29 protein-coding genes are annotated in these 26,547 nt (G+C 74.6%); 17 read left to right on the forward strand and 12 right to left on the reverse strand.

All coding sequences use genetic code 11. From position 1 onward, the window contains the following. The first annotated feature begins 66 nt into the window (after nt 1–66). On the forward strand, nt 67–198 hold the full coding sequence (locus tag BLASA_RS26275) for a hypothetical protein (RefSeq protein ID WP_269446694.1): 132 nt from the start codon (nt 67–69) through the stop codon (nt 196–198). Between the two features lie 104 nt (nt 199–302). Further along, complete coding sequence (locus BLASA_RS10940; protein ID WP_014376197.1) at nt 303–1,160, forward strand: SDR family oxidoreductase; 858 nt, start codon at nt 303–305, stop codon at nt 1,158–1,160. An 80-nt stretch (nt 1,161–1,240) separates the two neighbouring features. Here the strand turns inward: BLASA_RS10940 and mmuM are convergent, their stop codons facing one another. Then, complete coding sequence (mmuM, locus tag BLASA_RS10945; RefSeq protein WP_231839605.1) at nt 1,241–2,179, reverse strand: homocysteine S-methyltransferase; 939 nt, start codon at nt 2,177–2,179, stop codon at nt 1,241–1,243. On the opposite strand from mmuM, the gene yidD reads away from it, so the two are divergent. After that, nucleotides 2,169–2,663, forward strand: a complete 495-nt coding sequence (yidD, locus tag BLASA_RS26580; RefSeq protein WP_014376199.1) for a membrane protein insertion efficiency factor YidD — start codon at nt 2,169–2,171, stop codon at nt 2,661–2,663. The genes mmuM and yidD overlap by 11 nt on opposite strands. 33 nt (nt 2,664–2,696) lie before the next feature. Beyond that, a complete protein-coding gene (gene arfB / locus BLASA_RS10955; RefSeq protein ID WP_041775721.1) occupies nt 2,697–3,131 on the forward strand; it encodes an alternative ribosome rescue aminoacyl-tRNA hydrolase ArfB in 435 nt (144 codons plus the stop codon). Here the strand turns inward: arfB and BLASA_RS10960 are convergent. From BLASA_RS10960 to BLASA_RS10980, 5 genes are all read right to left on the reverse strand, one after another. Beyond that, nucleotides 3,128–3,787: an N-acetyltransferase gene (locus tag BLASA_RS10960; protein ID WP_014376201.1), complete on the reverse strand. Its 660-nt coding sequence runs from the start codon at nt 3,785–3,787 to the stop codon at nt 3,128–3,130. The genes arfB and BLASA_RS10960 overlap by 4 nt on opposite strands. Before the next feature lie 79 nt (nt 3,788–3,866). After that, entirely contained in the window at nt 3,867–4,325 is a 459-nt protein-coding gene (locus BLASA_RS10965) for a hypothetical protein (RefSeq protein ID WP_231839606.1), read from the reverse strand. Continuing rightward, on the reverse strand, nt 4,304–5,407 hold the full coding sequence (locus BLASA_RS10970; RefSeq protein ID WP_014376203.1) for a DUF2382 domain-containing protein: 1,104 nt from the start codon (nt 5,405–5,407) through the stop codon (nt 4,304–4,306). The genes BLASA_RS10965 and BLASA_RS10970 overlap by 22 nt, the downstream gene beginning before the upstream one ends. Before the next feature lie 139 nt (nt 5,408–5,546). Further along, nucleotides 5,547–6,341, reverse strand: coding sequence for a TetR/AcrR family transcriptional regulator C-terminal domain-containing protein (locus tag BLASA_RS10975; protein ID WP_014376204.1), 795 nt, complete (start codon nt 6,339–6,341; stop codon nt 5,547–5,549). An 84-nt stretch (nt 6,342–6,425) separates the two neighbouring features. Beyond that, nucleotides 6,426–7,016: a helix-turn-helix domain-containing protein gene (locus BLASA_RS10980; RefSeq protein WP_014376205.1), complete on the reverse strand. Its 591-nt coding sequence runs from the start codon at nt 7,014–7,016 to the stop codon at nt 6,426–6,428. A 67-nt stretch (nt 7,017–7,083) separates the two neighbouring features. On the opposite strand from BLASA_RS10980, the gene BLASA_RS10985 reads away from it, so the two are divergent. Next, a complete protein-coding gene (locus BLASA_RS10985; protein ID WP_014376206.1) occupies nt 7,084–8,031 on the forward strand; it encodes an NAD(P)/FAD-dependent oxidoreductase in 948 nt (315 codons plus the stop codon). 73 nt (nt 8,032–8,104) lie between these two features. Continuing rightward, entirely contained in the window at nt 8,105–8,755 is a 651-nt protein-coding gene (locus tag BLASA_RS10990; protein WP_014376207.1) for a class I SAM-dependent methyltransferase, read from the forward strand. Here the strand turns inward: BLASA_RS10990 and BLASA_RS10995 are convergent. Continuing rightward, nucleotides 8,741–9,559, reverse strand: coding sequence for a hypothetical protein (locus tag BLASA_RS10995; protein ID WP_014376208.1), 819 nt, complete (start codon nt 9,557–9,559; stop codon nt 8,741–8,743). The genes BLASA_RS10990 and BLASA_RS10995 overlap by 15 nt on opposite strands. Before the next feature lie 126 nt (nt 9,560–9,685). Between BLASA_RS10995 and BLASA_RS11000 the strand changes: the two genes are divergently transcribed. Then, entirely contained in the window at nt 9,686–10,258 is a 573-nt protein-coding gene (locus tag BLASA_RS11000; protein WP_014376209.1) for a GNAT family N-acetyltransferase, read from the forward strand. Between the two features lie 194 nt (nt 10,259–10,452). On the opposite strand, the gene BLASA_RS11005 is transcribed toward BLASA_RS11000, so the two are convergent. From BLASA_RS11005 to BLASA_RS11015, 3 genes are all read right to left on the reverse strand, one after another. Continuing rightward, nucleotides 10,453–11,493 (reverse strand): uroporphyrinogen-III synthase, encoded by a 1,041-nt coding sequence (locus tag BLASA_RS11005; protein WP_014376211.1) that lies wholly within the window; start codon nt 11,491–11,493, stop codon nt 10,453–10,455. A 67-nt stretch (nt 11,494–11,560) separates the two neighbouring features. Next, nucleotides 11,561–12,121: a uridine kinase family protein gene (locus tag BLASA_RS11010; protein ID WP_014376212.1), complete on the reverse strand. Its 561-nt coding sequence runs from the start codon at nt 12,119–12,121 to the stop codon at nt 11,561–11,563. Then, complete coding sequence (locus BLASA_RS11015) at nt 12,100–13,149, reverse strand: MBL fold metallo-hydrolase (protein WP_014376213.1); 1,050 nt, start codon at nt 13,147–13,149, stop codon at nt 12,100–12,102. The genes BLASA_RS11010 and BLASA_RS11015 overlap by 22 nt, the downstream gene beginning before the upstream one ends. 44 nt (nt 13,150–13,193) lie before the next feature. Here BLASA_RS11015 and BLASA_RS11020 point away from each other — a divergent pair, with 44 nt between their 5' ends. From BLASA_RS11020 to BLASA_RS25025, 6 genes are all read left to right on the forward strand, one after another. Then, on the forward strand, nt 13,194–13,700 hold the full coding sequence (locus tag BLASA_RS11020) for a PH domain-containing protein (protein ID WP_051004952.1): 507 nt from the start codon (nt 13,194–13,196) through the stop codon (nt 13,698–13,700). 360 nt (nt 13,701–14,060) lie between these two features. After that, on the forward strand, nt 14,061–14,699 hold the full coding sequence (gene infC / locus BLASA_RS11025) for a translation initiation factor IF-3 (protein ID WP_014376215.1): 639 nt from the start codon (nt 14,061–14,063) through the stop codon (nt 14,697–14,699). Nucleotides 14,700–14,799: 100 nt separating this feature from the next. Beyond that, the gene (rpmI, locus tag BLASA_RS11030; RefSeq protein WP_014376216.1) at nt 14,800–14,994 is read left to right on the forward strand and encodes a 50S ribosomal protein L35; all 195 of its coding nucleotides are present in this window, start codon (nt 14,800–14,802) and stop codon (nt 14,992–14,994) included. A gap of 40 nt (nt 14,995–15,034) precedes the next feature. Next, nucleotides 15,035–15,424: a 50S ribosomal protein L20 gene (gene rplT, locus BLASA_RS11035; RefSeq protein WP_014376217.1), complete on the forward strand. Its 390-nt coding sequence runs from the start codon at nt 15,035–15,037 to the stop codon at nt 15,422–15,424. 46 nt (nt 15,425–15,470) lie between these two features. Beyond that, the gene (locus tag BLASA_RS11040) at nt 15,471–16,292 is read left to right on the forward strand and encodes a TrmH family RNA methyltransferase (protein ID WP_014376218.1); all 822 of its coding nucleotides are present in this window, start codon (nt 15,471–15,473) and stop codon (nt 16,290–16,292) included. Nucleotides 16,293–16,474: 182 nt separating this feature from the next. Continuing rightward, on the forward strand, nt 16,475–17,134 hold the full coding sequence (locus BLASA_RS25025) for a TetR/AcrR family transcriptional regulator (RefSeq protein WP_014376219.1): 660 nt from the start codon (nt 16,475–16,477) through the stop codon (nt 17,132–17,134). A gap of 30 nt (nt 17,135–17,164) precedes the next feature. Here the strand turns inward: BLASA_RS25025 and BLASA_RS11050 are convergent, their stop codons facing one another. Both BLASA_RS11050 and BLASA_RS11055 read right to left on the reverse strand, forming a co-directional pair. Then, entirely contained in the window at nt 17,165–19,453 is a 2,289-nt protein-coding gene (locus BLASA_RS11050) for a diguanylate cyclase domain-containing protein (RefSeq protein WP_014376220.1), read from the reverse strand. A 78-nt stretch (nt 19,454–19,531) separates the two neighbouring features. Then, entirely contained in the window at nt 19,532–20,380 is an 849-nt protein-coding gene (locus tag BLASA_RS11055) for an EamA family transporter (RefSeq protein ID WP_014376221.1), read from the reverse strand. 313 nt (nt 20,381–20,693) lie between these two features. Here BLASA_RS11055 and BLASA_RS11060 point away from each other — a divergent pair, with 313 nt between their 5' ends. The 4 genes from BLASA_RS11060 (at nt 20,694) to BLASA_RS11075 (ending at nt 26,525) form a co-directional block, all read left to right on the forward strand. Next, on the forward strand, nt 20,694–21,974 hold the full coding sequence (locus BLASA_RS11060; protein ID WP_014376222.1) for an IS110 family transposase: 1,281 nt from the start codon (nt 20,694–20,696) through the stop codon (nt 21,972–21,974). Between the two features lie 177 nt (nt 21,975–22,151). Continuing rightward, nucleotides 22,152–23,234, forward strand: coding sequence for a phenylalanine--tRNA ligase subunit alpha (gene pheS, locus BLASA_RS11065; protein WP_014376223.1), 1,083 nt, complete (start codon nt 22,152–22,154; stop codon nt 23,232–23,234). After that, nucleotides 23,231–25,726, forward strand: coding sequence for a phenylalanine--tRNA ligase subunit beta (gene pheT, locus BLASA_RS11070; RefSeq protein WP_014376224.1), 2,496 nt, complete (start codon nt 23,231–23,233; stop codon nt 25,724–25,726). The genes pheS and pheT overlap by 4 nt, the downstream gene beginning before the upstream one ends. Beyond that, nucleotides 25,719–26,525, forward strand: a complete 807-nt coding sequence (locus BLASA_RS11075; protein ID WP_014376225.1) for an SDR family NAD(P)-dependent oxidoreductase — start codon at nt 25,719–25,721, stop codon at nt 26,523–26,525. Before pheT ends, BLASA_RS11075 begins: the two co-directional genes overlap by 8 nt. Nucleotides 26,526–26,547 lie beyond the last annotated feature (22 nt).

A 26,547-nucleotide genomic window follows, 5' to 3' on the forward strand; every position in this document is an offset into this window, starting at 1 on the left:
GTGCTGTGGAACACAAGTCGATGCAGGGAGAAGGTGAACAACAGGTGAACGAGAGGTGGCAGGTCGATGCGCGGTAGCGAGTGCCCGGAGTGCCGGTGGGTTCCGGTGGTGGACGCGTCCGGTCGGCGTCGGCTGGAGATGCGCTGGGAGCTGCCGGTGGCGCCGCCCGCGGCGTCGACGCTGGTCCGCGCCGCCTGACCGCACGACGCAGGTTCCCCGCCGTCCCGCCGGGGTAGGCGCGCGGAGGACGGTCCCGGTGAGCACAGCCCGGGCCGCCTCGGAAAGCGCACCGGAGGAGAACCATGTCGTCACCCCGTCCCGAGTCCCAGCCCGCCCAGCAGCAGAGCGTTCCCGGCGCCCTCGGGGAGATGGACCCCAAGCCCGACCACGGCGAGGAGAGCTACCAGGGCTCCGGCCGGCTCACCGGCAAGGCCGCCGTCATCACCGGCGGCGACAGCGGCATCGGCCGCGCCGTGGCCATCGCGTTCGCCCGCGAGGGCGCCGACGTCCTCATCTCGTACCTGGACGAACACGCGGACGCGCAGGACACCGCCAAGTACGTCGAGCAGGCCGGGCGGACATGCGTGCTGGTGCCCGGCGACCTCGCCGACCGCTCGCACGCCAGGACGATCATCCCCAGGGCCGTCGAGGAGTTCGGCCGCGTCGACATCCTGGTCAACAACGCGGCCTTCCAGATGTCGCACCCGTCGCTCGAGGAGATCTCCGACGAGGAGTGGGACCACACCCTGGCGACGAACCTCTCCGCGATGTTCACCCTCACCAAGGACGCGATCCCGCACATGCAGCCGGGGGCCTCGATCATCAACTCGTCGTCGGTCAACTCCGACAACCCGAGCCCGAACCTCATCGCCTACGCGATGACCAAGGCGGGCATCGCCAACTTCACCGCCAGCCTGGCGCAGATGTACGGCGAGAAGGGCATTCGCGCCAACAGCGTCGCGCCCGGCCCGATCTGGACGCCGCTGATCCCGTCCACCATGCCCGGGGAGAAGGTGGAGAGCTTCGGCGGCAACACGCCCCTGGGCCGGGCCGGCCAGCCCGCCGAGCTGGCGCCGGTCTACGTCCTCCTCGCCAGCGACGAGGCCTCCTACGTGTCCGGCGCCCGCGTCGCCGTCACCGGCGGCCGGCCCATCCTCTGACCGCCCCGATGATCAGGTGACCTGGTCATCGGGGGTCCTGGCTCACTACCGGTGGTGAGCCAGGACCCGGAACGATCAGGTCACCTGATCATCATCGTGATCGCGGCGATGTCTGCGGGGCGGACGCGACAGCAGCCGCCGACCAGCCGTGCCCCGGCGGTGGTCCAGGCGACGGCGTCGTCGGCGGCGACCCCGGGGGGCCCGGCCCACCGGCGGGCGCCCGCGTCCCAGGTCTCGCCGCTGTTCGGGTAGGCCACCACCGGCTTGCCGCTCGTGCCGGCGGCCAGCACGGCCGGCCGGACGGCGTCGGGCGCGGTGCAGTTCACCCCGACGGCGACCACCTCGGCGACGTCCGCGGCCATGGCGAAGACGTCGGCCGCGAGCTCGCCGCGCCGGGTCCGCGCCACTCCGGCGGCGTCGACGACCGTGGTGAGCGAGAGCCACACCGGGACGCCCAGTTCCTGCGCCGCGAGCAGCAGCGCCTCGGCCTCCGCCGCGGCAGGCACCGTCTCGCAGGCCAGGACGTCCGCGCCCGCCTGCGCGAGCAGCTCCATCCGGGGCCGGTGGAAGGCGCACAGTGCGGCGACGTCCATCTCGGCCACGTAGCCGCCCGTGTACTCGGAACCGTCGGCCAGCATCGCGCCGTACGGGCCGACCGACCCCGCCACCCACCCGGTTCCCTGCCCGTCCCGGGCGAGCGCGACCGAGGACGCGATCAGCCGCCGGGCAACGTCGGCGTCCACGCCGACGGCGGCGAAGCCCTCGACGGTCGCCTGGTAGCTGGCGGTCGTGGCCACCTGGGCGCCCGCCGCGGCGAAGGCCGCGTGCGCGGACACGATGGCCGCCGGGTCGTCGCGCAGCAGCCGCGCCGACCACAGGGCGGAGGAGACGTCGTGGCCCCGCGACTCGAGCTCGGTGGACAGGCCACCGTCGAGGACGACGGGCCCGGTGGCGAGAGCGTCCGCGAGGGAAGGCATGCCGCCGATCATCCCGCGGTACTGCAGGCCCATGGTGTTCATCTGGCGCAGTGGCTGGGGTCCGCGGCGTCGACGGCGGCGTCCCCGCTACGGCGGTGGTTACCGCGGGCACTACGCCGGCCACGACCGCCGCGGGTACGGGCCGCCGGCCGGTTACGGCTACGGCCGGAGGAACGACTCCTGCCTGCGCGACCTGCTCTTCCTCAACACCGGTTGCTGCCTGGCCAACGCGGTGGGCTGCGGGATGGAGCTGCTCTACGTGGCCCCGCGGTCGCTGCCCGCCGTCCGGGCCGGTGCCCGGGGGCGCGGGCTCGGGGCCGGCCTGGCCTCCGCGGTCCGCTTCTACCAGCGGGAGATCAGCCCGAAGCGCCGACCGTGCTGCCCGTTCACGCCGACGTGCTCGACCTACGCGGTGGAGGCGTTGGAGACCCACGGTGCCCGGCGTGGCTCCTGGCTGACGCTGCGGCGGCTCCTCCGCTGCCGCCCGGGTGCGCGGGGTGGCCCGGACCCGGTCCCGGCCGGCTGAACGCTGCCCACCGGGCAGACTGTGCCGGTGCCCATGACCGACGACGCCTCCGGTGACCTGCCCGTCACCGGCTCCGTCGTCGTGCCCGCGGGAGCCCTGTCGTGGCGGTTCTCCCGCTCGTCGGGGCCCGGCGGCCAGGGCGTGAACACCGCGGATTCACGGGTGGAGCTGTCGGTGGCCCCGCTCGAGCTCCCGGGCCTCAGCGACCCGCACCGCGCCCGCCTGGCCGCGCGGCTGGGTGACCGGTTGGTCGACGGCGTCCTGACCATCGCCGCGAGCGAGCACCGCCAGCAGCTGCGCAACCGGCAGGCCGCCCGCGAGCGGATGGCCGCGGTGCTGCGCGCCGCCCTGGCCCCGCCCGCCCCGGCCCGCCGCCGCACCAGACCCACGCGCGGCTCGCAGGAACGGCGGATCCAGGCCAAGAAGCAGCGGGGCCAGCTGAAGAAGCAGCGCGGCTCCTGGGACTAACTGAGCGAGAGCGGCTCGCGCACCAGCACCCACAGCGGCAGCTCGTCGTCGGTGGTGCGCGTCGTCTCGGTCACCTGGAAGCCGAACCCCCGCAGGAACCGCACGTTCGCCCAGCTGAACACGGCGGCGGCGGCCGGTGTCTTCTCGGTGTCGCAGCGGACGAGCACGGGCGCCAGCACGGCTGCGGCCATTCCCCGGCGCCGGGCCGAGGGGCGGACCCCGAGGTGGCGGAGCCACCAGTGCGGGCCGTCGGGCCGGGCGGCGGTCACGAACGCCTCGGTCTCGGCGACCACGCGGGCCCGGGAGGCGGCCAGGTACGGCAGTTCCCGGGCCAGCGCCGCCCGGACGTCGTCGGGCAGGGGGCGGGTAGCGGGCACCCCGGTCGGGGGCTCCCACACCGCGACCGCGCTGAGGTCCTCGGTCACCCAGGCCGTGCCCGTGGAAACCCCGCGGTGCCCCGCGTCCAGTTCGTGCAGCCGGGTCAGCCGCTGCATCCGGCCGTCGTCGGGCAGGGCCCAGCGGGTCCAGCGCGAGTCGGCCAGCGCCACCGTGAGGGTGGCGGCGATCCGCGGGACGTCCCGCGTCTCGGCGAGCCGGACGTCGGGCCCCGGATCGTCCGGATCGTCGATCCGCCGGATGGTGGGTCCCTGGGTCACCCCGGCATTCGACCACGGTCCCGGCACGCGAACGGGGGGCGCCCCGGGCAGGGCGGCCCCCGTCGGGGTGCGTGGCGGTTCAGACGACGTCGAACCCGGCGCGGTCTACCTTGCGGTGATACCGCTCACCGAGCTTGCCACCCAGGATCGCGCCGAGCAGCGTGAGCAGCAGGACGGCGACCAGCGTGATGATGCCGGCGGTGGTGGCGGTGCCCTCGTCGATCGGGATGCGCGGCAGGTTCAGCTGCTGCAGCACGTTGTACCCCGAGCCGAGGACCAGCCCGAGGATCGCGAGCGCGAGAACGACGAGCAGCCCGGTGACGAAGACGGGGATGCCCTGCCGGACGCCGTCGAAGCGCGCCATACGGCCGGCGACGTAGCCGCCGGCGAGGTAGGCGAGGAAGAGGACCACCAGCAGCACGATCCCGCCGACGATGCCGATGGTGCTCGCCTCCGCGGCGGCCTCGTCGGTGGACGGGACGCCCTGGGTGAGGCCGAGGGCGACGCCGGCGGCGCTCAGCAGGGCGATGAGCAGCACCGCCAGGCCGTTGGCGGAGAGCCAGCCGAAGAACGCCGCTCCCCACTTGATGCCGCCGTAGCGGGAGTGCTGTGCGTCGACCGCGTCACGGGCAACCCCCTGGGTGAAGTGCGCCCCGTCGGGGCGGAGGCCGGCGTCGTCACCGGATGCGGAAGCTGGTGCGGACATGGCGGGAACTCCTCGGAGCGGGGCTGGGCAGGCGGCGGACGCCGACTGGGGTGGGGGTGCGCCGGGGCCGCGCATCCGGTTCGCGCAGGTGCGCCCGGATGCGCGGCCAGGGAGTGCCGGCGGGTCAGGCGACGCGGTGCGGTGCCGTCACCGTCCAGCTCGATCTGCTCCTTGCGCACCTGCTCGTCGACCGTGGCCTGCTCGGTGACGGTCTCGGTGTCGAGGCGGACGCGCTCCACCGGCACGGCCTCCTTCTGCACGACCGGCCGCTCACCGTGCAGGACGACCTCGTGCTCCTCCTCCGAGATCGCCGGGCCGTCCAGGGCGTTGCCGACGTCGGCGTCGGTGATCGGCTCGCGCTCGACCCGGACCTCCTCGTGGGTCACCGGGACGGTCTGCGAGACGGTCTGCGAGACGACGTGCTTGCGCAGCCGGGCGCGACCGCTCTCCACGCGCTCGGTGCCGACCCGGAGCTGCTCCTCCGAGCGGGTCATCGCGTTGTCCGTGGTGGGGCCGGAGGTGTTGTGACCGACCGCGCCGCGTGCGCTGGTGTCGGTCGGGGTGTCGGTCGAGGTGTCGGTGATGACCGGGGTGGCGGTCTCGGCGGTCTCCAGCCCGTAGTAGCGGTAGAGCTCGCTCTCCTCGGCGGGTGAGAGGTGGCCCTCCGAGTCGATGTGCGGCGCGTTCTTGACCTTGTCCTTGTCGTAGGGCATGCGCAGCTCGCCGCCGGAGATGTCCGCGCTGGCCAGGGGCACGAAGGCCTCCTTGGTGCCGAACAGGCCGGTGCGGACGGTGGCCCACTCGGGGCGGCCGGTCTCGTCGTCGAGGTAGACCTCGCCGACGGTGCCCAGCTTGCCGTCCGGGCCGACGGCGGTGCTGCCGATGACGGCGTTCAGCTGCTGCTCGGTGATCATGCGCAATGGCTCCCGGGGATGGGTGATGTGGAGGGGGGCGCCGTCCCCGGCAGGTGCTTCGGGGACGTGGCCTCCACATCGGTGCCCGCGGATTTACGCCGTGGACAAGCCGCGCCGATGAGCTCGGCGAGCGTGGCCGTCAGGCGCGCGGATCCCCGCGGCGGGGGGTGCGCGACTCCCGGAGGACCACCTCGAGGCGCCCGAGCAGGTTCTCCAGGGCCTCCTCGAACTCGGCGGCGGACTCGTCCAGCGAGAGGAGTGCCTCCAGCCGCACCACGGTCGGGTAGTCGCCGAGGTCGGTGGCCTCCGCGGAGTCGTGCACGCCGTCGGGATGGTCCTCGGGGCCGATCTTCACGCCCTTCTGGGAGACCTCCAGCAGCAGGTGGCCGAGCAGGAAGCTGGAGTAGGCGCGATACGCGGAGACGGCCGCCTCCTCGGTGAAGCCGCTGTCGATCATCGCGTCGAGGAAGGACTCGACCCAGCGCAGGCTGCGCAGCGGCGGGCGCACCCACGGGGCCGCCGGAGGACGGGTCGCGACCAGCGGGAAGACCTCCGGGTGGGCCAGGGCGATCCGCCGCAGGCCGTGGGCCAGCCGCTGCAGGTAGTCCTGCCATCCGTGCGAGGCCGACAGGTGCACGTCGGGATCGCCGTACAGCTCGTCGATGACGGCCTCGACCACCCCGTCGAGCAGCTGCTCCCGGCCCGGCACGTAGCGGTAGAGGGCCATGGCCTCGACGCCGAGGTGGGCACCGAGCCGGCGCATGGTCAGCGCGTTTAGCCCGTTGCCGTCGATGAACTCGATCGCCGCGCCGAGGATGCGGCGTCGGTCGAGTCCGGCCCGGCCGGCTCCCGGCGGTGCGGCCGGGATGGTGGCGGCCGCTCCACCGCGGCCCTCGGGGCTGTCGGGATCGGCGGTCGGGTCCGGCTCGGTCATCGTCCTCTCCCTCCGTCGGCGCGATCTGCAGGTGAGCATGCTCCCCGCGGGTTCGGCCGACGTCGGTACCGGCCCATCCGGCCTCTACTGCGACGAGGGTCGCTCGGCCGGGCGGGCGCGGACGTGCATCCGCTCACCCTGGGGGCCGACCAGGATCAGGGTCTCCGCGGGCTCGGCGAAGGGATTGGAGAAGGCGTGCGGCACGCGGGTGTCGAACTCGACCACCTCGCCGGGGCTGAGCACGAAATCGCGGGGGCCGAGCAGCAGCCGGATGCGGCCGGAGAGCACGTACAGCCACTCATGTCCCTCGTGGACCTTCTGCTCGGTGTTGCCGACCTGCCAGCGCGGCGGGAACAGCTGCTTGTAGGCCTGCAGTCCGCCGGCCTGGCGGGTCAGCGGCACCATCGTCATGCCGTCGTGCTCGATCGGGTGCCCGTGCACCCGTGGATCGGTCGGCGCCGGGACGTCGACGAGCTCGTCCAGGGCCACGCCGTAGGTCCGGGCCAGCGGCAGCAGCAACTCCAGGGCGGGACGGCGACCGCCGGACTCGAGCCGGGACAGCGTGCTCACCGAGATGCCGGTCTCCCTGGCGACGTCGGTCAGGGTGGCCCCGCGTTCGGTGCGCAGCGCCCGCAGGCGGGGGCCCACGTTCTGCAGGACGTCCTCGTCGGCCATGGCGCCCAGTTTGCCATCCCGGCAAGGGCAGTTGCCGGGGTCGCGGCTCTAGGTCGACAGTGCCCGCATGGACGAGCGGTACGACGTGGTGGTCATCGGAGGCGGCGCGGGGGGGCTGAGCGGGGCGCTCACCCTGGCCCGGGCGCGGCGGAGGGTGCTGGTGGTGGACGCGGGTGAGCCCCGCAACGCCCCGGCCGGGCACGTGCACAACTACCTGAGCCGGGAGGGCACCCCGCCGGCCGAGCTGGTGGCCATCGGGCGCGGCGAGGTGGACAGCTACGGCGGCAGGGTGGTCGCCGGGCGGGTGAGCGCGGTGCACCGGGAGGACGACGGGTTCCGCGTCGAGCTGGACGGCGGCGCCTCGGTACGCGCCCGGCGGCTGCTGCTGGCCACCGGCCTCACCGACGAGCTGCCCGACATCCCGGGCGTGGCCGAGCGGTGGGGAAGCGCGGTGCTGCACTGCCCGTACTGCCACGGCTGGGAGGTCCGCGACCGGGCCGTCGGCGTGGTGGCCCGCGGGACGCTCGGGGTCCACGGCGCGCTGATGTGGCGGCAGTGGACCGAGGACGTCGTCCTCTTCCTGCACACCGGTGCGGAGCCGACGGCCGAGGAGCTCGAGCAGCTGGCGGCCCGGGGCGTCCGCATCGTCCGCGGCGAGGTGGCCGCCCTCGATGGGAGCGCCGCCGTCCGGTTGGCCTCCGGGGAGGTGGTCGAGCGCGACGCGGTCGTCGTCGCTCCGCTGTTCACCGCCAACGCCGACCTGCTGTCCGGCCTGGGCGCGACAACGGTGCCGCTGGAGATGCAGGGCACGGTGATGGGTACCCACCTGCCCGCCGATCCGACCGGGCGCACCGACGTCCCCGGCGTCTGGGTGGCCGGCAACGCCGGTGACCTCAGCGCGCAGGTGATCGTCGCGGCGGCCGAGGGGCTCCGGGCCGGCGCCATGATCAACGCCGACCTGACCGCCGAGGACACCCGGGCAGCCGTGGCCGCGAAGCCCAGCGTGGCGGCATGAGCGAGCCTGCGAGCGCACCAGGAACACAGCCGCCCGCGCGAACGCGGCCGACGGGTGCCGGCGAGGAGGGCTCGTGAGCGCGTCGGACCGGGAGTCCTACGACGAGATGTACCGGTCGGCCCCGGCGGTCTGGAGCGGCCGGCCCAACCGGCAGCTCGTCGTCGAGGGGAGCGATCTGCAGCCCGGCACCGCGCTGGACGCCGGCTGCGGGGAGGGCGCCGACGCCCTGTGGCTCGCCGAGCGGGGCTGGCGGGTGACCGCCGTCGACTTCTCGCCCGTCGCGCTCGAGCGCGGCGCCGCGCAGGCGAACGTGCGGGGGCTCGCCGACCGGATCGGGTGGCGGCACGTCGACCTCGACGAGTGGGTGCCCCCGGCGGGTAGCTTCGACCTCGTGACGGCGCACTACCTGCACGCGCGCGGAGCCGACCGCACGGCGCTGTTCCGCCGGCTCGCCGCCGCGGTCGCGCCGGGTGGCACGCTCCTCGTGGTCGGTCACCTGATCACCGCGGCCACCGGCTCCGGACACCAGCACCAGGCCGAGGCCCACCACCAGCACGACCCCGACCTGTTCTACACCGCCGAGGACGTCGCGGCGGTGCTCGAGCCGGGGGAGTGGGCCGACGTCGTCACGGAGAACCGGGACCGTGACCCGGGGGCGGTGGAGCGGACGGGCAACCCGGTGCCGGACACCGTGCTGGTCGCGCGGCGGTCAGGAGCGCGGTAGCCCCAGGTCGCCCAGTGCGGCAGCGACGGCCTCGTCCCGCAGGACCTCCAGCACCAGCAGCCGGTGCAGCAGCACCCCGCGGCGGGTCAGCCGGAGGTCGGCGGGGCGCAGCCGGGGGAGCGCCGCACCGCCCGGACGGGGCTGGGCCGGCGGCGGGTCGAGCAGCCCGGCCCGCTGCAGCTCGGCGACGTCCTCCCGGGCGCCCCACGCCGTCCAGGCGCGTGGTTCGTCGTCCAGCGGCGCCATGGGCAGCGAGATCCGGTCGCGACGGCCGACGGCGGCCAGCAGCGCCAGTTGCCGCCAGCTCAGGCCGTCGGTGAGCCGCAGCGCCCGGCCGACGAGCTCGGCGTCGAGGTCGGGGGAGACCGCGACCTCGGCCAGGAGGTAGCCCAGGTGCCGCACCCGTCGCTCGTCGGTGGACCGCCGTGCCGCGGCCACCACCGCCTCGGTCAGCGCCTCGGCCGCCGGCCGGCTCCCCGGTCGCGGGGTGAAGTAGCGGTCGATGCGCACCGGCCGACCTGCGCGGTGCGCGGTGGCGGCGTACTCCACGGCGAAGGCGAGCGCGGCGCCCGCGCGGACCCGCTCGCGGCCGACGGAGATCCCGGCGGCGTCCTCGGCGGCCGTGCGGAGGACGGCGACGAACCGCTCGTCCACCTGCACCCGCGCCGTCGCCGGCTCGAAGACCACCCCGGCGGCGGCCTGGCTCATCGACCCGGCGACCGGGGTGCCGGCCTCGATCAGGGCGCGTCCGGCGGACGGCGTCCCGACGGCGGGCTGCTCGGCAGGTTCCTCGGCGGCAGTCACCCGGCGATCTTCGCCGGTTCCCCGGCCGTGGTGCGAGCGGGTCGGCCGCGGCCTCACCACAGCGGGGCACCCGGGCCCAGGACGCTCGCGCTCCCCGCTGTCGGAGGGCGGTGCCACGATCGGCGCATGGCGATCGAGGTGCGTCCGGCGAACGACTTCGGCGACGTCGCGACGATGGTCGGGCCCAAGCGGCCGGACGCGAACGTGTGCTGGTGCCTGAGCTACCGGATCCCGTCGAAGGAGAACCTGGCGCTCGCCGGCCCGGCCCGCGGGGAACGGGTCCGACAGCTCCTGCGGGAGGACCCGCCGCCCGGCGTCCTCGCCCACGACGGCGCCGAGGTGGTCGGCTGGGCCGCGGTCCATCCGCGGGCGGGCACGACCTTCGCCCGCAACCGGAAGATCCCGCGGATCGACGACCTGGCGGTGTGGTCGCTGTGGTGCGTCCGGGTGCGGTCCGGGCACCGCGGACGGGGGATCGCCCACTCCCTGGTCGAGGGCGCCGTCGAGTTCGCCCGGGAGCGCGGCGCACCGGCGATCGAGGGCTACCCGGTCGACAACGACGGCGCGAAGGTCGACCTCACGATGGCCTACGTGGGCACGCGGAAGCTGTTCGAGCGGGCCGGGTTCCAGAAGGCGGCCGACACCACCTCCGTGCTCAACGGCTTCCCTCGCGTGCTCATGCGGCTCGACCTGCGCTGAGGCACGGGCGATCGGCGTCCTCGAGTGGGGCCCGGAGGGCTCCGCGAGGAGGACGCGGATGGGCTCAGCGCGGGCCGGGAAGGCACGTGGCCGCGGTGTCGGCCGGAGGCCGACGGATCACCGAGCGTCGAGGCGGTAGCCGCGCTCACCGACGGTCTCCACCAGCGGGACCCCGAGGGCGGCGCGCAGCCGGCTCACCGTCGAATCGAGCTCGTGGCCGTCGCCGCCGGGCCGCGCGGTGCCGAGGTCGGGCCCGGCGATGACCCGGCCGGGCTGCCGGGCCAGCTCGCGCAGCACGGCCAGCGGTCCGGGGGCGAGTTCCACCAGGTGCCCGTCGACGACGGCGGCGTGGCCGCGCACCTGGAGGGTGTGCGCACCGATCCGCAGCACCGGGTCCCGGCCGGACAGCCGCGCGACGACCTCACGGCGAGCGGCCCCAGCCGCCCCCGCTCCGGGTGGGCGTAGGGGATGCCGGCCGCCTCGAGCGGGCCGCCGGTGACCGTGCCGACGGCGACCGCGAGCACCCGGCCGTCGAACGCGGCGACGAGGGCCGCCCGCTGCCCCAGGTCCTCGGCCGTCCGGAGGAGGCTCGCGGCGGCCGGGGCGCTGGTGAAGGTCACCGCGTCGACCTCGCCGGCGACGACCATCCCGACGAGGCGGTGCAGCGGGGCGACGTCCTCGGGCGGCAGCCAGCGGTAGACCGGCACCGGCAGCACCTCCGCGCCGGCGTCCCGCAGGCCGGCCACGAGCTCGCGCAGCGGGTCGCCGTGCAACTGGACGGCGACGCGCCGCCCCTCCAGGGGGCCCTCGGTCCCGGACAGCAGGTGTTCCAGCACCCCGGCGGAGGACTCCGACTCCGGCGACCAGGCGTCGACGAGACCGGCGCTCCGGACGGCGCCGCGCGCTTTCGGGCCGCGGGCGAGCACACGGGACCCCGACAGGTGCTGCACGAGGGGCAGGTCCCAGGCGTCGGCGGCCTCGAGCCAGCCCCGGAAGCCGACAGCGGTGGTGGCGACGACGAGGTCGACCGGGGCGGTGAGCACCCGACCGGTGGCCGCGAGCAGCTCGGAGTCGTCGGCCAGCGGCACGATGCGGATCGCCGGCGCGTAGACCACACGGGCGCCGCGGCGGTCGAGGAGCGCCCCCAGCTCCTCCTTGCGCCGGGCGGCCGTCACCGCGACTGTGTAGCCCGCCAGCGGCAGGTCGATCGCCGGTTCCTCGCCGGTGTCGCTCACGTGTCCCCCTCGGGTGCGCTCGGTCCCATGGTCGGCGCTCCCGCGGCACCCGGGCGGGTCGCCGCGCTCACACGCCACCGTCCACCAGGACGTCGGCCCGGCCGCGGGTGCCGTCGCGCCCGAAGTGCGCGGACTCCGTGCGCTGCCACCGGTGCCACTCGCCGGCCAGGTGGGCGCCGTCGCGCGCGATGCCGCGGGCCAGCCGCAGCGCCGGGTCGGCGTCCACCCATACGCGCAGGCCGGCCCACGGGTCCACGCTGCGCGAGGCGCTGCCGCAGCCCTCGACCACGAGGACCTCGGGAACCGGGAGGGCCGTCACGTCGGGGGAGAACCGGCCCGCCACCCAGTCGAACCGGTGGTAGGCGCCCGGCATGCCTTCGCTGAGCGGTCGGAGCACCCCGGCGGCCAGGCGGGCCGTCGCACCGGTGAGCGTCCAGCCGGCATACAGGTCGTCCATGTGCACCGCGACGGCACCGGGCAGCGCCTCGGTCAGCCGTGCGGCGAGCGTGGTCTTGCCCGAGCCGGCCGGCCCGTCCACGCACACCAACCGCGTGCCGCCCAGGCGGGGGGAGGCGGCGAGCACCCGCCGGGCCAGTGCGGCTGCGGTCAGCGGGGTCGGAGCGTCCACGTCGGGACGGCTCCGCCGTCGCTCCGGACCAGCCCGCGGCTGGCGAGCAGCCGCAGGTGGGCGTCGGTCTCGGTGACGGCGAAGATCCGCATCCGCCGCTCGTACTGCTCCCACGGCCGGGACCACGTGAGGTGGGCGGCCAGGTCCCACGGCGTCGAGCCGGGGTGCTCGCCGATCGCCGCGAGCAGCTCGGTGAGCCGCGTCTCGTGGTGGGCGGTCAGCGAGTCGACGCGGTCGGCCAGCCCCCGGAACCGCCACTCGTGCGCCGGCAGGACCTCGGTCGGCTCGAGGTCCCGGACGCCGGCCAGCGAGTCCAGGAAGGAACGGAGCGGATCGGGCTCGCCCCGGTTCGTGCTCGACACGTTCGGGCTGATCCGGGGCAGCACGTGGTCCCCGGAGAAGAACAGCCCGGTGCGCTCCTCGGCGAAGCAGAGGTGGCCCGGGGTGTGCCCGGGGGTGTGGACGGCGCGCAGCGACCAGCCGGGGAAGGCGGCGTGGTCGCCGTCCTCCAGCAGCCGGTCGGGTACCGCCATGCGCAGGAAGCCGGACAGGTTCTCCGCCCCGCCGACGTCGGCCAGGGCGTCCGCGCGGGGTGCGCCGAGCCCCACCAGGAACTCGATCTCGGCGGCGACGGCGTCCTCGGCCGACGTGCGGCTGAGCTTCTGGACGGCGGAGGCGTCGGCCGGGTGCATCGCCACCCAGGCGCCGCTGGCCTCCCGTACCCGGGCTGCCAGGCCGAGGTGGTCGAAGTGCAGGTGGGTCACCAGCACGCCGCGGACGTCGTCGACCCCGCCGCCGATCGCCGCCAGGCCGTCGGTCAGGGCGGTCCAGCTCGCGTCGCTCTCCCAGCCGGTGTCGATCAGCCCCAGCCCGCCGCCGTCCAGGGCGAACGCGTAGACGCTGACGTAGCGCAGCGGGTTGTGCGGGATCGGGACCGGCACCGACCACAGGCCGTCCCGCAGCCGTTCCACCGGTGGGAGGGTGCGTGACTGCCAGGCGGCGTGCTGGGCGGTGCCGGTGATCTCCACGGTCCCGCACTCTGCCAGCCGGGCGCGGCGCCGGTGCTGACACCATGGGGTGCGTGAGCGGTTCCCCCGATCCCGACCCCGTCCCCGCGGTCTCCGCCGTGCCCCGCCGGCTGCGCCGGCTGCTCGTGGTGCTCGCGGGTGTGGTCCTGGTCGTGGCGGTCGTGGTGGCGCTCTCCCTGCCCTCGACGCAGAACACCGTGGTCGACTACGGGATCGTCGACCAGGTCGCGATCGTCGGCCTGGGTCTCGCGCTCGCCGCCGGTGTGGTGTTCCTCGGCCGGTCCCGGCTGGACGCCGATGCCGCCGGCGTCCGCGTCCGCAACCTCGTCGTCCACCACGAGGTGCCGTGGACGTCGGTGCGGGCGGTCCGGTTCGATCGGAAGGCCGCCTGGGGTTCGCTGCTGCTGGAGAACGGCGACGAGACCTCGCTGCACGCCCTGCAGGCCGTCGACGGCGAGCGGGCGGTGCGCGCCGTGGAGGGGCTGCGCGCGCTGCACGCCGCCGCCCGGGCGAACGACCCCGTCCGGCCGCCGCTGCTCTACGACGACTGAAGAAGGACCTCGTCCTCCTCACCCCCCTCGCACGCTCGGGGAGGGCCCCGGGGCGAGGCCGCTCCAGTACGTCACCAGGCTCGGGGAGGGGGGAATGACTCGCGGGCCCGCAGCGCTGTACCATGGGCGTGCCTCCCGCTACATCGAGGCGCGTGAACCACCAGCGGCCCCGCCCCGGGCCGTTGATCCAAGAGGAGCCCGCTCCCACCTGACGCCGTCCAGGCGCCCAGGTCCCGGTTCGCGAGAACCGGCCACCGGCCGGGAATCGCGTACGCACGAACCCTGACCGGGGTCGTGCACCACCGGCGAGTGGGCCCCGTGAGCAGACGCTCGCGGGGCCTTCTGTGCGTCGGTACCCGGATGGGCCAGCGACTCCTCCCATGCAGCAGCAGAGGAGAGGCCATCACCGAGCCCCGCATCAACGACCGCATCCGCGTCCCCGAGGTCCGCCTGGTCGGTCCCGAGGGCGAGCAGGTCGGCATCGTGTCGATCGGCGAGGCGCTGCGCCTGGCCCAAGACTCCGAGCTCGACCTGGTCGAGGTCGCCCCCATGGCCCGGCCGCCCGTCGCCAAGCTCATGGACTACGGGAAGTTCAAGTACGAGTCCGCCCAGAAGGCCCGCGAGGCCCGGCGGAACCAGGCGCTCACCGTCATCAAGGAGATGCGGCTGCGCCTGAAGATCGACCCGCACGACTACGAGACCAAGAAGGGCCACGTCGAGCGCTTCCTCAAGAGCGGCGACAAGGTCAAGATCACCGTGATGTTCCGTGGCCGCGAGCAGTCGCGCCCGGAGATGGGCTACCGCCTCCTTCAGCGGCTGGCCGCCGACGTCAGCGAGCTGGGCGTCGTCGAGTCCAACCCGAAGCAGGACGGCCGGAACATGGTCATGGTGATCGCTCCACATCGGAACGCTCAGGCCCTGCAGCAGGCGGCGCAGTCCGCCAAGGGCCGGGAGGCCAAGGCCAGCGAGCAGGAGACGGAGCAGGCGCCCAGCGCCTGACCTCCCTTCCGCAGGACCGCACCACCGAGACCACCGGGTGCGTGCGGCAGCCCCGTGCTGCCGCACGACCCGCATGAAGACGACCAGGACAGGCGAGGACATGCCGAAGCAGAAGACCCACAAGGGCACCGCCAAGCGGGTGCGCGTCACGGGCACCGGGAAGCTCATGCGCGAGCAGGCGAACAACCAGCACAAGTTCGAGCACAAGTCCGGGACCCGCAAGCGCCGGCTCGACCGCGACCAGGTCGTCTCCCCGGCCGACGCCAAGAACCTCAAGAAGCTCCTGGGCATCTGAGCGTCCCTCCACTGACCTTGAGAAAGACAGGAGCACTTCCGTGGCACGCGTGAAGCGGGCGGTCAACGCCCAGAAGAAGCGCCGGACGACGCTGGAGGCAGCCAGCGGCTACCGCGGTCAGCGGTCGCGGCTGTACCGCAAGGCCAAGGAGCAGATCCTCCACTCGGCCACCTACAACTACCGCGACCGGAAGGCCCGCAAGGGTGACTTCCGCAAGCTGTGGATCACCCGGATCAACGCCGCGGCCCGCCTGAACGACATGACCTACAACCGGTTCATGCAGGGGCTCAAGCTCGCCGGCATCGAGCTGGACCGTCGTGTCCTGGCCGAGCTGGCCGTCAACGAGCCGGCCGCCTTCGCCACGCTGGTCGAATCCGCCCGGGCAGCGCTCGCCGCGAACCCGCAGGCGACCGGCTCTCAGGCCGCCTGATCCCGGCCACCCCCGAGTGCGACGAACTCGTGGTCATCGCGCGCTGATGGCCACGAGTTCGTCGCATTCGGCGCACGGGGACCTGCTGACCGAGCGGTCCGGCCGCGTGGCCGCCGCTCGGAAGCTCACCCGCCGCGCCGGGCGGGAGGCCGCCGGGCTGTTCCTCGCCGAGGGCCGGCAGGCCGTGGTGGAGGCATTGGTTCGACCCGACGGCGTCCGCGAAGTGTTCGCCACCGAGGCCGCCGCGGTCGGTCACCGCGATCTGCTGGCCGGGACGACGGTGCCGGTCCGGCTGGTCACCGAGAAGGCGGCCGCCGGGCTGTCGGAGACGGTGACCCCGCAGGGGCTGGTGGCCGTGTGCACGCTGCGCGACGTCCCCGCCGGCTCCCTGACGGCGGCGCCGCCGCGGCTGGCCGTGGCACTCGCCGAGCTCGCCGACCCTGGTAACGCGGGAACGGTGCTCCGGACGGCGGATGCCTGCGGGGCCGGCGCGGTCGTCTTCGGCGCGGGTTCGGCCGACCCCTACGGCGGGAAGGCGGTGCGCTCGAGCGCCGGGAGCCTGTTCCACGTCGACGTCGTCCGCGGCGCCCCGCTGGAGGCCCTGCTGCCGGCGCTCCGCGCCGCCGGGGTCACCGTGCTCGCCGCCGACGGCGGGGGAGAGGCGCAGCTGCCCGAGCTGGCCGATGACGGCCGTCTCGCCGGACCGGTCCTGTGGCTGTTCGGCAACGAGGCCCGTGGGGTGCCGGCGGAGCTGGCCGCCCTGGCCGACGCGCGGGTGCGCATCCCGATGCGGGGCCGGGCGGAGAGCCTGAACCTCGCCGCGGCCGCCGCGATCTGCCTCTACACCACCCAGCTCGCCCAGGGCTGAGGCGTGCGTCCGACCGGGTCGCAGACCTTCCTGGCGGCCGAGCCGAGCAGGCGCGCCGGCAGCGCCTGGCGGTCGACGGGCGCCTTGGAGGTGAGCCGGTCGGGGCCAGACGGAAGGATGGTGGTCACCGGCGAACTCCCCAGGACGTCGAGCGCGGCTGGAAAGAGAAGGTAACTGTCACCGTGAAAGACACCCAACGAGTCGTCGAAGCGCCGGCGCCGGCACCGACCGACGGACGCCGCTCCCGGTGGACCGAGCACCGCCGTGCCCGGCGGGAGGACCTCGTGGGCGCGGCGGTGGAGGCCGTCCGGCTCGCCGGCCCGGAATTCTCCGTCGACGACGTCGCCCGCAGCGCCGGCGTCTCGAAGACGGTGATCTACCGCTACTTCAGCGACAAGGACGAGCTGATCGACGCGGTGCTCGACCGCATCTCGCAGGCCGTCCTGCTGCCCCGGCTGCTCGGTGAGCTGGCTGCGGACCGCACCGACGACCGGGCGCAGCTGCGGGCGGTCATCGCCGCCTTCGTCTCGCTGATCGAGGACGAGCCGGCGCTCTACCGGTTCGCCTATGCGCAGGCCGGTCGCACCGGACGGGCCGACCTCGTGGCGGCCACCGAGCACGCCGTCGCCACCGCCCTGGGCGGCATGCTGACCCGGCGGCTCGTCGCCGCCGGCCGGCCGGCGGACGGGGCGATGACGTGGGCGTACGGGGTCGTCGGCATGGTGCAGCTGGCCACCCACTGGTGGTCGGCCGCACGGACCGTCTCCGCCGCCGACCTGGTCGACCAGCTCACCGTGCTCGCCGACGGCGGCCTGGGCATGCTGCTCCCACCGCGGAGTTGACCGAGGAGGCTCCCTGAGCGAACCCGAGGGCTAGGAGGGCGAGGTCACCGGCACGGTCGACGGCGCGGAGGCACGCCCCGCGCGCGCCGCCGACTTCCGTGCGTACATGTCGACATCGGCGCTGTGCAGCAGGGCCGCGAACTCCTCGCCATCACGGGGGTAGACGCCCACCCCGACGCTCGCCCGGACGACGACCTCCCGGCCGTGCAGCTCGATCCCGGCGCCGACCGCGGCCGACAGATCGTCGGCCACCCGCCGCGCTTCGGTCGCGGCGCTGTCGGGGTCCAGCCCGGTCAGGGCGACGAGGAACTCGTCACCGCCGAGCCGGGCCAGCAGGTCACCCCGACGCAACCGCCCGCGCAGTGTCCGGGCGACCACCTGCAGCAGCTCGTCGCCGGCTGCGTGCCCCAGTCGGTCGTTGACCACCTTGAACCCGTCCAGGTCGACGAACAGCAGCGCCACCGTGTCCGAGCGGCTGCGAGCGTTCCAGATGGCGGTCTCCACCTGCTCCTCCAGCCGGCGACGGTTGGGCAGCCCGGTCAAGGGGTCGGTGTAGGCCAGCTCCTCGATGCGGGTCAGGCACGCCCGGTTGCGGTCCCGCTCCTGGAGCAGCGCCCGCTCGGCCTCGATCCGCGCCGTCACGTCGTGCTGGACCCCGATGTAGTGCGCCAGGGTGCCGTCGGTGTCGAACACCGGGGCCAGGTGGACCTCGTTCCACCACGGCTGCCGGTCCGGACCGCGGACGTTGAGGACGGTCTCCCGGCACTCCTCGCCCCGGTCGATGGCCGCACGGATCCGGGTGACCGCCGCGGGGTCGGTGTCCGGCGACTGCAGGAAGCGGCAGTTGCGGCCCAGCACCGCTGCCCTCGGGAGGCCGGCGAGCTGCTCGAACGCCTCGTTGACGTAGACCAGCGGCTGGTCGGGCAGCCGCATGTCGGCGATCGTGACCCCGCTCGTGGTGGCGGCCATCGCGCTGCGCAGCAGGGCGTCGGCGTCGGCGTCCACCGGCGTCCGGCCCTCCGGCCGGGGAGCCGGCCGGGCCGGGCGTGCGGGAGCGGCTGACGCGGGTACGGCAGTGCGCGGGGCGACCCGGCCGAGCAGGATGCGGGCGGCGCGGACGGCGACGTCGCGGTCGTAGGTGAGGGCGTACTCGAACTGCCGCTGCAGGTCCGGCCCGGTGGTCCCGAGGTCGCGGGCCAGGAGAGCGACGCTGAAGTGCGGGGCCAGGACGACGACGTCCCACTCGCCTCGGACCGGGTCGTCCGCGGACAGGTCGGTGCCCCGCAGTCCGGGCAGCGGCTCGGCCGGGAGTCCCTCGCCGAGGGCGCACACGAAGCCGGTGCGCTCCACCAGGTCGCGGTAGCGCTGCATGGTGGAGGGGGTGAAGTGGCGCCCCTCCTGGAACGTCGCGGTGACCACGCAGGTCTCGCCGAGGCGCATCGCCTCGCGCTCCAGCTGCTTGCTCAGCTCGATCAGCAGCGCCTTGGGGGCCTGGCGCAGGATCGTCCCTGCGGGCAGGCAGCCGAACGGCGAGGCGGGGGAGCCGTCGACGGTGCGGTCCGCCACCGGCGGTGGCAGCGACCCCGCCGTCCGGGCGGCCGCGGGCGTCGGCGCCGGGCGGCCGAACAGCCACCCCTGCCCGAGGGTGGCCCCGAGCGCCCGTGCCATCGCCAGGTGGTTCTCGTCCTCGATCCCCTCGGCGAGCACGGCGGCGCCGGTGGCCTGGGCGTAGGCGTTGACGGCGTTCATGATCTGCGCGATCGCCGGGCCGGGGCGCTCCTGCACCAGCCGCAGGTCGAGCTTGACCACGTCCGGGCGCAGCAGGGGCATGAACGCCAGCGACATGGCGTCGGCGCCGACGTCGTCCAGGGCGATGCCCCAGCCCAGCTCCCGCACCCGGGCGACGGTGCGCAGCAGCTCCGCGGGGCGGGTGGCCAGCGCCCGCTCGGTGATCTCCAGGACCACGCGCAGGCCGCCGGGCGCCGAGTCGGCGATCGCCAGCAGGTCGTCCAGCGGCGCGGTGTCCAGCACCTCGGGTTCCACGTTGACGAACAGCGCCAGCGGGGCGGGCAGACCGTGCGTCGCCGCGCCGGTGAAGGCGGCGATGCGACAGACGCCGTCCAGCTCGGCGAGCAGGCCGGCCTCCCGCGCGGCGGCGAAGAGCAGATCGGGCCGCTCCAGCGGCCCCTCCGGCCCGCGGGCGAGCGCCTCGTAGGCGACCACGTCGCCGGTGTCGAGCTCGACGATGGGCTGGAAGACGCTGCGCACCCCGCCAGGCAGCAGGGCTGCGGTCAGGGCGGGGTCGGGCGTCGGGCGCACGGGGTCCACGGCACGGGGATCGGCCGGGGAGCCGGGCGGCGTGAGCCGGAGCGGGGATCTCCACTCCTCCGGGGGAGGTCAGCCCGGCAGCGTGATGAGGACGACGGCGCCCGCCGCGGCCGCCAGGCCGGTCAGCTGGGCGGGCACGAGGCGCTCGCGGAGCACCAGCTGGGCCAGCAGCACCGTGCTCACCGGGTACAGGGAGGCGAGCACGCCGGTGATGGCCAGCCGGCCGCCTTCCTGGGTGGCCAGCAGGAACAGCGCGTTGGCCGTCATGTCGCCGAGGCCGGACACCAGCACCAGGGGGAGCGCAGCCCGGTTCGCGCTCAGCGACTCGCGCCGGCCCAGTGCGACGGAGACCACGAGCAGCACCGAGGCGACCCGCGCCGCCACCAGCGGGGTCAGCCCCGCAACGGCGGAGGTCCGGTCGAGCAGCACGAAGAAGAAGCCGAACGCGACGCCGGCGAGCAGCGCCGGGACCATGCTCGACGGGCGGGCGGCTTGCAGCGCGGCGAGACCGCCCTCGGCGGACACCAGGGCGATGGCGACCAGGGCCAGCGCGATACCCGCTGTCGCCCACGGGCCGATCCGGTCGCCGCCCAGAAAGCCCACCAGCACCGGCACGGCGGCGGCGGTGACGGCGGTGACCGGCGCGACCACGCTCATCACCCCGTCGGCGAGCGCGCGGAAGTACATCAGCAGGCCGGCCGCCCCGGCCAGCCCGGCGACACCGCCCCACCCGACGTCCGCCGCGGACACCGGGCCGCCGACCCAGGGGAGCAGGACCAGCAGCGCGACGAGGCCGGCCAGCTGCGACAGGGCGACGACGCCGAACACCGAGGTCCTGCGGCTGGCCAGTCCGCCGAGGAAGTCCGCGGCGCCGTAGACGACCGCCGACGCCAGGGCCAGCACGACCGCCACGCGCACCCCCGCCTGCTCCCTGTTGATCAGGTCACCTGATCAACAGGGATCCTGGCTCGGCGTCGACCGTGAGCCAGGACCCCGTGAGGTGAGCCAGCATCCTTGGCCTTGGCGGCCGCGCGTTCCGCGCTGAAAATGTGTGTCGGGTCGCCCGCCGACGCCGGTTGTCCCTGATCGTGGGAGGTCGTGAGCCAGCAGGGTGCCGAGGGCTGCGCCGTGGGCGCTTCCTTGTCGCTTCGAGCACGCGGATCAGATTGCTCGTCCTGCCCAGCAGTCCTCGCGGGCGGCCCCCCGAGGGGTCGGTGAGAGCGAGGAGGTCATGGTGCTTCAGGAAGATCAACAGGTCGAGGAGATCGTCGCCCGGGTGGCGGCGCTGGATATCGGCAAGGCCGAGCTGGTGTGCTGTGTGCGGGTGCCGCATCCGACCCGGCCGGGCAAGCGGATGCAGGAGGTGGTCACCTATCGCACGATGACCCGCTCACTGCTGGTGATGGCCGACCGGCTGGCCGGGCTGGGCGTCAGCGAGGTGGTCATGGAGGCCACCAGCGACTACTGGAAGCCGCCGTACTACCTGCTCGAGGCCCGCGGATTGAACCCGAAGCTGGTCAACGCCCGCGACGTCAAGCACCTGCCCGGCCGGCCCAAGACCGACAAGCTGGACGCGGTGTGGCTGGCCAAGCTGGCCAAGCTGGCCGAGCGCGGCATGCTGCGGCCCAGCTTCGTGCCTCCGCCGGAGATCCGCCGGCTGCGCGATGTCACCCGCTACCGCGCCGATCTGGTCGAGGTGCGTACCGCGGAGAAGCAGCGGGTGGAGAAGCTGCTCGAAGACGCACAGATCAAGCTGTCGGTGGTGGCCAGCGACATCTTCGGCGCCTCCGGGCGGGACATGCTGGCCGCGCTGATCGCCGGCACCCGCGACCCCAAGGTGCTCGCCGCGCTGGCCCGGGGCCGGATGCGCGCCAAGCTCACCGACCTGGAAGAGGCGTTCACCGGCTACTTCACCGATCACCACGCCCGGCTGCTGACCACGATGCTGGCCCGCATCGACGGCCTCTCAGCCGACATCGCCGAGCTCGAGGTGATGATCGAGGGGATGGTCGCCCCTTTCACCGACGCGGTGGCGAAGCTCGATGAGATCCCCGGCATCGGCCGCGTCGCCGCCAGCGCAATCCTGGCCGAGATCGGCCTGGACATGAGTCGGTTCCCCACCGACGGGCACCTGTGCGCCTGGGCCCGCTTCGCCCCCGGCACCAAGGAATCGGCCGGCAAGAAGAAGGGCGCCGGCAGCACCGGCCACGGAAACCGCTACCTGGCCAAAGTCATCGGCGAGGCCGTCGCCGGCGCGGCGAAGACCGACACCTTCCTCGGCGAGCGATATCGCCGCCTGGCCCGCCGCCGCGGCGGGAAGAAGGCCATGGTCGCCGTCGGCCGCTCCATGCTGGTGATCATCTGGCATCTGCTGTCTGATCCCGACGCCCGATTCGTCGACCTCGGCTCGGACTTCCACGCCAAACGAACCGACCCCGACCGGCGACGCCGCGCTCACGTTCACCAGCTCGAAGCCCTCGGCTACACCGTCACCCTCACCCCAGCCGCCTAACCCCACAAGCGTTCGCCCGTCCCCGACTCGGCGCAGCCCCAAGGCCGAGCCGTCGGTTCCGTTCGCCCGTACCCCAGTCATTTTCGGGTCAGGACGCGGTTGCCGGCGACGCCGCGCCATCGTCGCACCGGGAACCCGGGCGCGGGCGGGGCGGGTGGCCGGGCAGAATGGCGTCCCGTGTCTGGCGCCAACGATCCCTACGACCCCAAGCAGGTCGCCGCGCTCTCTCCCGAGGCCCTCGACGACGCGGTGCGCGCCGCGCTCGAGGCGTTCACGGCCGCCGGGAACCTCGAGGCGCTGGCCGCCGTCCGCCCGGCGCACCTCGGTGACCGCGCGCCGGTGCTCCTGGCCCGCCGGGAGCTCGGTGCGCTGCCGCCGGCCGCCCGGTCCGACGCCGGCAAGCGGGTGAACGCGGCCCGGGTCGCGATCACCGACGCCTACGCGGCGCGGCTGGCCGAGCTGGAGGCCGAGCGCGACGCCCGCGTGCTGGCCGAGGAGCGGGTCGACGTCACGCTGCCCTGGGACCGCCACCCGCGCGGGGCCCGGCATCCGGTGACCACGCTCATGGAGCGGATCGGCGACGTGTTCGTGGGCATGGGCTACGAGGTCGCCGACGGCCCGGAGCTCGAGGCCGAGTGGCTCAACTTCGACGCGCTCAACATCGGCCGCGACCACCCCGCGCGCACGATGATGGACACCTTCTTCGTCGCGGGTGGGCGGGACCAGGACGAGGATTCGGGCCTGGTCCTGCGCACGCACACCAGCCCGGTGCAGGCGCGCACGATGCTGTCGCGCAGGCCGCCGATCTACGTCGTGGCGCCGGGGCGGGTGTACCGGACCGACGAGCTCGACGCGACGCACACCCCGGTCTTCCACCAGGTCGAGGGGCTGGCCGTCGACCGCGGGCTCACCATGGCGCACCTGCGCGGCACGCTCGACCACCTGGCCCGCCTGCTGTTCGGGGCCGACGCCATCACCCGCTGGCGGCCGTCGTACTTCCCGTTCACCGAGCCCTCGGCGGAGTTCGACGTCTGGTTCCCCGAGCACCGCGACGGCCCGCGCTGGGTCGAGTGGGGCGGCTGCGGGATGGTCAACCCGCGGGTCCTCGTGGCCTGCGGTGTCGACCCGGAGGAGTTCTCCGGCTTCGCGTTCGGCCTGGGCATCGAACGCGCCCTGCAGTTCCGCTCCGGCGTCGGCGACATGCGCGACATCGTCGAGGGCGACATCCGCTTCACGAAGGCATTCGGAGTCGATCAGTGAGAGTCCCCATCGGCTGGCTGGCCGAGTACGTCGACGTTCCCGCGGGAACGTCCGTCGAGGAGCTCGACGCGACCTTCGTGCGTCAGGGCCTCGAGGTCGAGGGAGTCCACCGCCCCGAGCAGGTCACCGGCCCGCTCGTCGTCGGCAAGGTCCTGGTGATCGAGGAGCTGACCGGCTTCAAGAAGCCGATCCGCTACTGCCGGGTCGAGGTGGGGGAGGCCGTTGCCGGGGATGGTGGGCGGGGCGGAGTAGTCGGCATCGTCTGCGGCGCGACCAACTTCGCCGTCGGTGACACCGTCGTGGTCGCGCTGCCGGGTGCGGTGCTGCCCGGCGGCTTCGCGATCGCCGCGCGAAAGACCTACGACCACATCTCCGACGGGATGATCTGCTCGGTCCGCGAACTCGGCATCGGCGAGGACCACGCGGGCATCCTCGTGCTGGGCGGCGACGGCGCCGACGTCCCCGCCCCCGGCACGCCGGCCGGCCCGGTCACCGGGCTGGACGACGTCGTCGTCGAGCTGGCCGTGACGCCGGACCGCGGCTACTGCCTGGCCATGCGCGGCATCGCCCGCGAGATGGGCACCGGCCTGGCGACGACGTGGCGCGACCCGGGGTCGGTCTCGCTGCCGGCCTGGTCGGGCGAACCCGCGTGGCAGGTGACCGTGGCCGACACCGACCGCTGCGACCGGTTCTCGATGCTGGCGATGGAGGGGCTGGACCCGACCGCGCCGAGCCCGTGGTGGATGCGCCGCCGCCTCGCCCAGGCCGGTGTCCGCAGCATCTCGCTGGCCGTCGACGTCACCAACTACGTGATGCTCGAGCTGGGCCAGCCGATGCACGCGTTCGATCGCGACGCCGTCACCGGCCCGATCACCGTGCGGCTGGCCCGCGAGGACGAGCAGCTCACCACTCTCGACGGCACCGTCCGCGCCCTCTCGGCCGACGACCTGCTGATCACCGACAAGACCGGGCCGATCGGCCTGGCCGCCGTCATGGGCGGGGCATCCACCGAGATCGGCGACGGCACCACCTCGGTGCTGCTGGAGGCCGCGCACTGGGAGCCCACCGGCGTCGCCCGCACCGCGCGCCGGCACCGGCTGCCCAGCGAGGCGGCGAAGCGGTTCGAGCGCGGGGTCGACCCGGAGATGACTGTCGTCGCGCTGGCCCGCGCCGCCGAGCTGCTCGCCGAGTACGGCGGTGCGCGGGTGGTCGGCGGGCTGGTCGACGTCGACACCCGCGGGCCGGTCCCGCCGATCCCGCTGGACGCCGGCAAGCCATCGCGGGTCGCCGGCGTGGCGTACCCGCGCCCGCGGGTGCTGGAGCTGCTCGAGGCGGTCGGCTGCACGGTCGACGGCGACGGTGACGCCCTCCGGGTGACCCCGCCGCCGTGGCGCCCCGACCTGACCGACCCGGCCGACCTGGTCGAGGAGGTCGTCCGGCTCGGCGGCTACGACGAGATCCCGTCGGTGCTGCCGACGGCGCCGCCCGGGCGGGGGCTCACCGACACCCAGCGCCGCCGCCGCAGCGTCGGCCGGGCGCTGGCCGAGAACGGCTACGTCGAGGCGCCGTCCTACCCGTTCATCGGGGCTGCGGCGCTGGACATCCTCGGTGTCGCCGATGACGACCCGCGCCGCCAGGTGGTGCTGGTGCGCAACCCGCTGTCCGAGGAGGAGCCGGCGCTGCGCACCACGCTGCTGCCCGGCCTGCTCACCACGCTCGCCCGCAACCTGTCCCGCGGGCAGCGCGACGTCGCGCTCTTCGAGCACGGCGCCGTCTTCCCCGGGGGTGTCCGTTCCTCCGCCCCGCTGCCCGGCGTCGAGCGGCGTCCGGCCGCGGGCGAGCTCGCCGCGCTGCTGGGTGCCGTGCCGGACCAGCCCTGGCACGTCGCCGTGGCGCTGGCCGGCAACCGGGAGCCGCGCGGCTGGTGGGGCGCGGGCCGTCCGGCGGTGTGGGCCGACGCCGTGCAGGCGGCCCGCCTGGTCGCCGCCGCCGCCGGTGCGGAGCTGGCCGTGCGCGCGGGGGAGCGTGCGCCGTGGCACCCGGGCCGGTGCGCGGAGCTGCTCGTGGGTGAGACGGTGGTCGGCCACGCCGGCGAGCTGCACCCGCGGGTGTGCGCCGCGCTCGACCTGCCGCCCCGGACCTCGGCGATGGAGCTGGACCTCGACGCGCTGCCGCCGGCCGAGGTGCCGGTGGGCCCGCCGATCTCGGCGTTCCCCCCGGTGCTTCTCGACCTCGCGCTCGTCGTGGAGGACGACGTCCCGGCCGCCGAGGTGGCCGCCGCACTGCGGGCCGGGGCGGGGGAGCTGCTGGAGTCGCTGCGGCTGTTCGACGTCTACACCGGCGCACCGGTGCCGGCGGGGTCGCGCTCGCTGGCGTACGCGTTCACCCTGCGGGCGCCGGACCGGACGCTCACCAGCGAGGAGGCGACCGCCGTGCGCGACGCCGCCGTCGCCGCGGCCGCCGCGGCGACGGGGGCCGAGCTCCGTGGCTAGCCTGTCCGGTCAGGTCGCCCTGGTCACCGGCGCCTCGACCGGGATCGGCCGGCACCTGGTCGAGGGGCTGGCCGCCCGCGGCATGGCGGTCGCCGGCGTGGCCCGCACCGAGGACCGGCTGCGCACCGCGATGGCAGAGGTCGCCGAGGCCACCGGCGCCCGCACCCTCGCCGTGGCCGCTGACGTCACCGGCCGTGCGTCGGTGGAGGCCGCCGTGGCCGAGGTCGTCGCCGAGCTGGGCCAGGTGGACCTGCTGGTCAACAACGCCGGGCTGATCGACGAGTTCGAGGTGCCGGTGTGGGAGGCCGACGCCGACCAGTGGTGGGAGGTCGTGTCCAGCCACATCCGCGGCGCCCAGCTGACCATTCGCGCGCTGGTGCCGTGGATGGTGCTGCGCAACCGCGGCCGGGTGGTCAACATCGCCAGCGGCATGAGCACCCGGGCCAACCCCGACTACTCGGCCTACTCGGTGGCCAAGACGGGGCTTCTGCGGCTCACCGAGTCGCTGGCCACCGCGTTGGAGGGCTCGGACGTGCGGGCCTTCGACGTCGCCCCCGGCGTCGTCGACACCCCGATGACCCGCTCCATGCACATGTGGCAGGGCTTCACCGACTGGACTCCACCGGAGCGGGTGGTCGAGCTGGTCGCCGCGATCGCCGCCGGGGAGCTGGACCAGTGGTCCGGCCGGTTCCTGCGCGCCGGCGCCGACGACCTGGAGGACCTCCGCGCAGTGCCGCCCGAGGGTGCCGCCCGTCAGCTCCGCCTGCGTCCCCACGGCGACACGGACCCGCTCGGCTGACCCCGTCGGATATCCGGATGAG

It is taken from the genome of Blastococcus saxobsidens DD2 (assembly GCF_000284015.1).
Taxonomy (GTDB): domain Bacteria; phylum Actinomycetota; class Actinomycetes; order Mycobacteriales; family Geodermatophilaceae; genus Blastococcus; species Blastococcus saxobsidens_A.

Excerpts from the sequence above, each read along its gene's own strand:
- BLASA_RS26275 (WP_269446694.1), top strand. The coding sequence starts at position 67 with ATGCGCGGTAGCGAGTGCCCGGAGTGCCGGTGGGTTCCGGTGGTGGAC.
- BLASA_RS10940 (WP_014376197.1), top strand. The coding sequence starts at position 303 with ATGTCGTCACCCCGTCCCGAGTCCCAGCCCGCCCAGCAGCAGAGCGTT.
- yidD (WP_014376199.1), top strand. The coding sequence starts at position 2,169 with ATGGTGTTCATCTGGCGCAGTGGCTGGGGTCCGCGGCGTCGACGGCGG.
- mmuM (WP_231839605.1), bottom strand. The coding sequence starts at position 2,179 with ATGAACACCATGGGCCTGCAGTACCGCGGGATGATCGGCGGCATGCCT.
- arfB (WP_041775721.1), top strand. The coding sequence starts at position 2,697 with ATGACCGACGACGCCTCCGGTGACCTGCCCGTCACCGGCTCCGTCGTC.
- BLASA_RS10970 (WP_014376203.1), bottom strand. The coding sequence starts at position 5,407 with ATGATCACCGAGCAGCAGCTGAACGCCGTCATCGGCAGCACCGCCGTC.
- BLASA_RS10975 (WP_014376204.1), bottom strand. The coding sequence starts at position 6,341 with ATGACCGAGCCGGACCCGACCGCCGATCCCGACAGCCCCGAGGGCCGC.
- BLASA_RS10980 (WP_014376205.1), bottom strand. The coding sequence starts at position 7,016 with ATGGCCGACGAGGACGTCCTGCAGAACGTGGGCCCCCGCCTGCGGGCG.
- BLASA_RS10985 (WP_014376206.1), top strand. The coding sequence starts at position 7,084 with ATGGACGAGCGGTACGACGTGGTGGTCATCGGAGGCGGCGCGGGGGGG.
- BLASA_RS11000 (WP_014376209.1), top strand. The coding sequence starts at position 9,686 with ATGGCGATCGAGGTGCGTCCGGCGAACGACTTCGGCGACGTCGCGACG.
- BLASA_RS11020 (WP_051004952.1), top strand. The coding sequence starts at position 13,194 with ATGGGGTGCGTGAGCGGTTCCCCCGATCCCGACCCCGTCCCCGCGGTC.
- infC (WP_014376215.1), top strand. The coding sequence starts at position 14,061 with ATGGGCCAGCGACTCCTCCCATGCAGCAGCAGAGGAGAGGCCATCACC.
- rpmI (WP_014376216.1), top strand. The coding sequence starts at position 14,800 with ATGCCGAAGCAGAAGACCCACAAGGGCACCGCCAAGCGGGTGCGCGTC.
- BLASA_RS11040 (WP_014376218.1), top strand. The coding sequence starts at position 15,471 with ATGGCCACGAGTTCGTCGCATTCGGCGCACGGGGACCTGCTGACCGAG.
- BLASA_RS11060 (WP_014376222.1), top strand. The coding sequence starts at position 20,694 with ATGGTGCTTCAGGAAGATCAACAGGTCGAGGAGATCGTCGCCCGGGTG.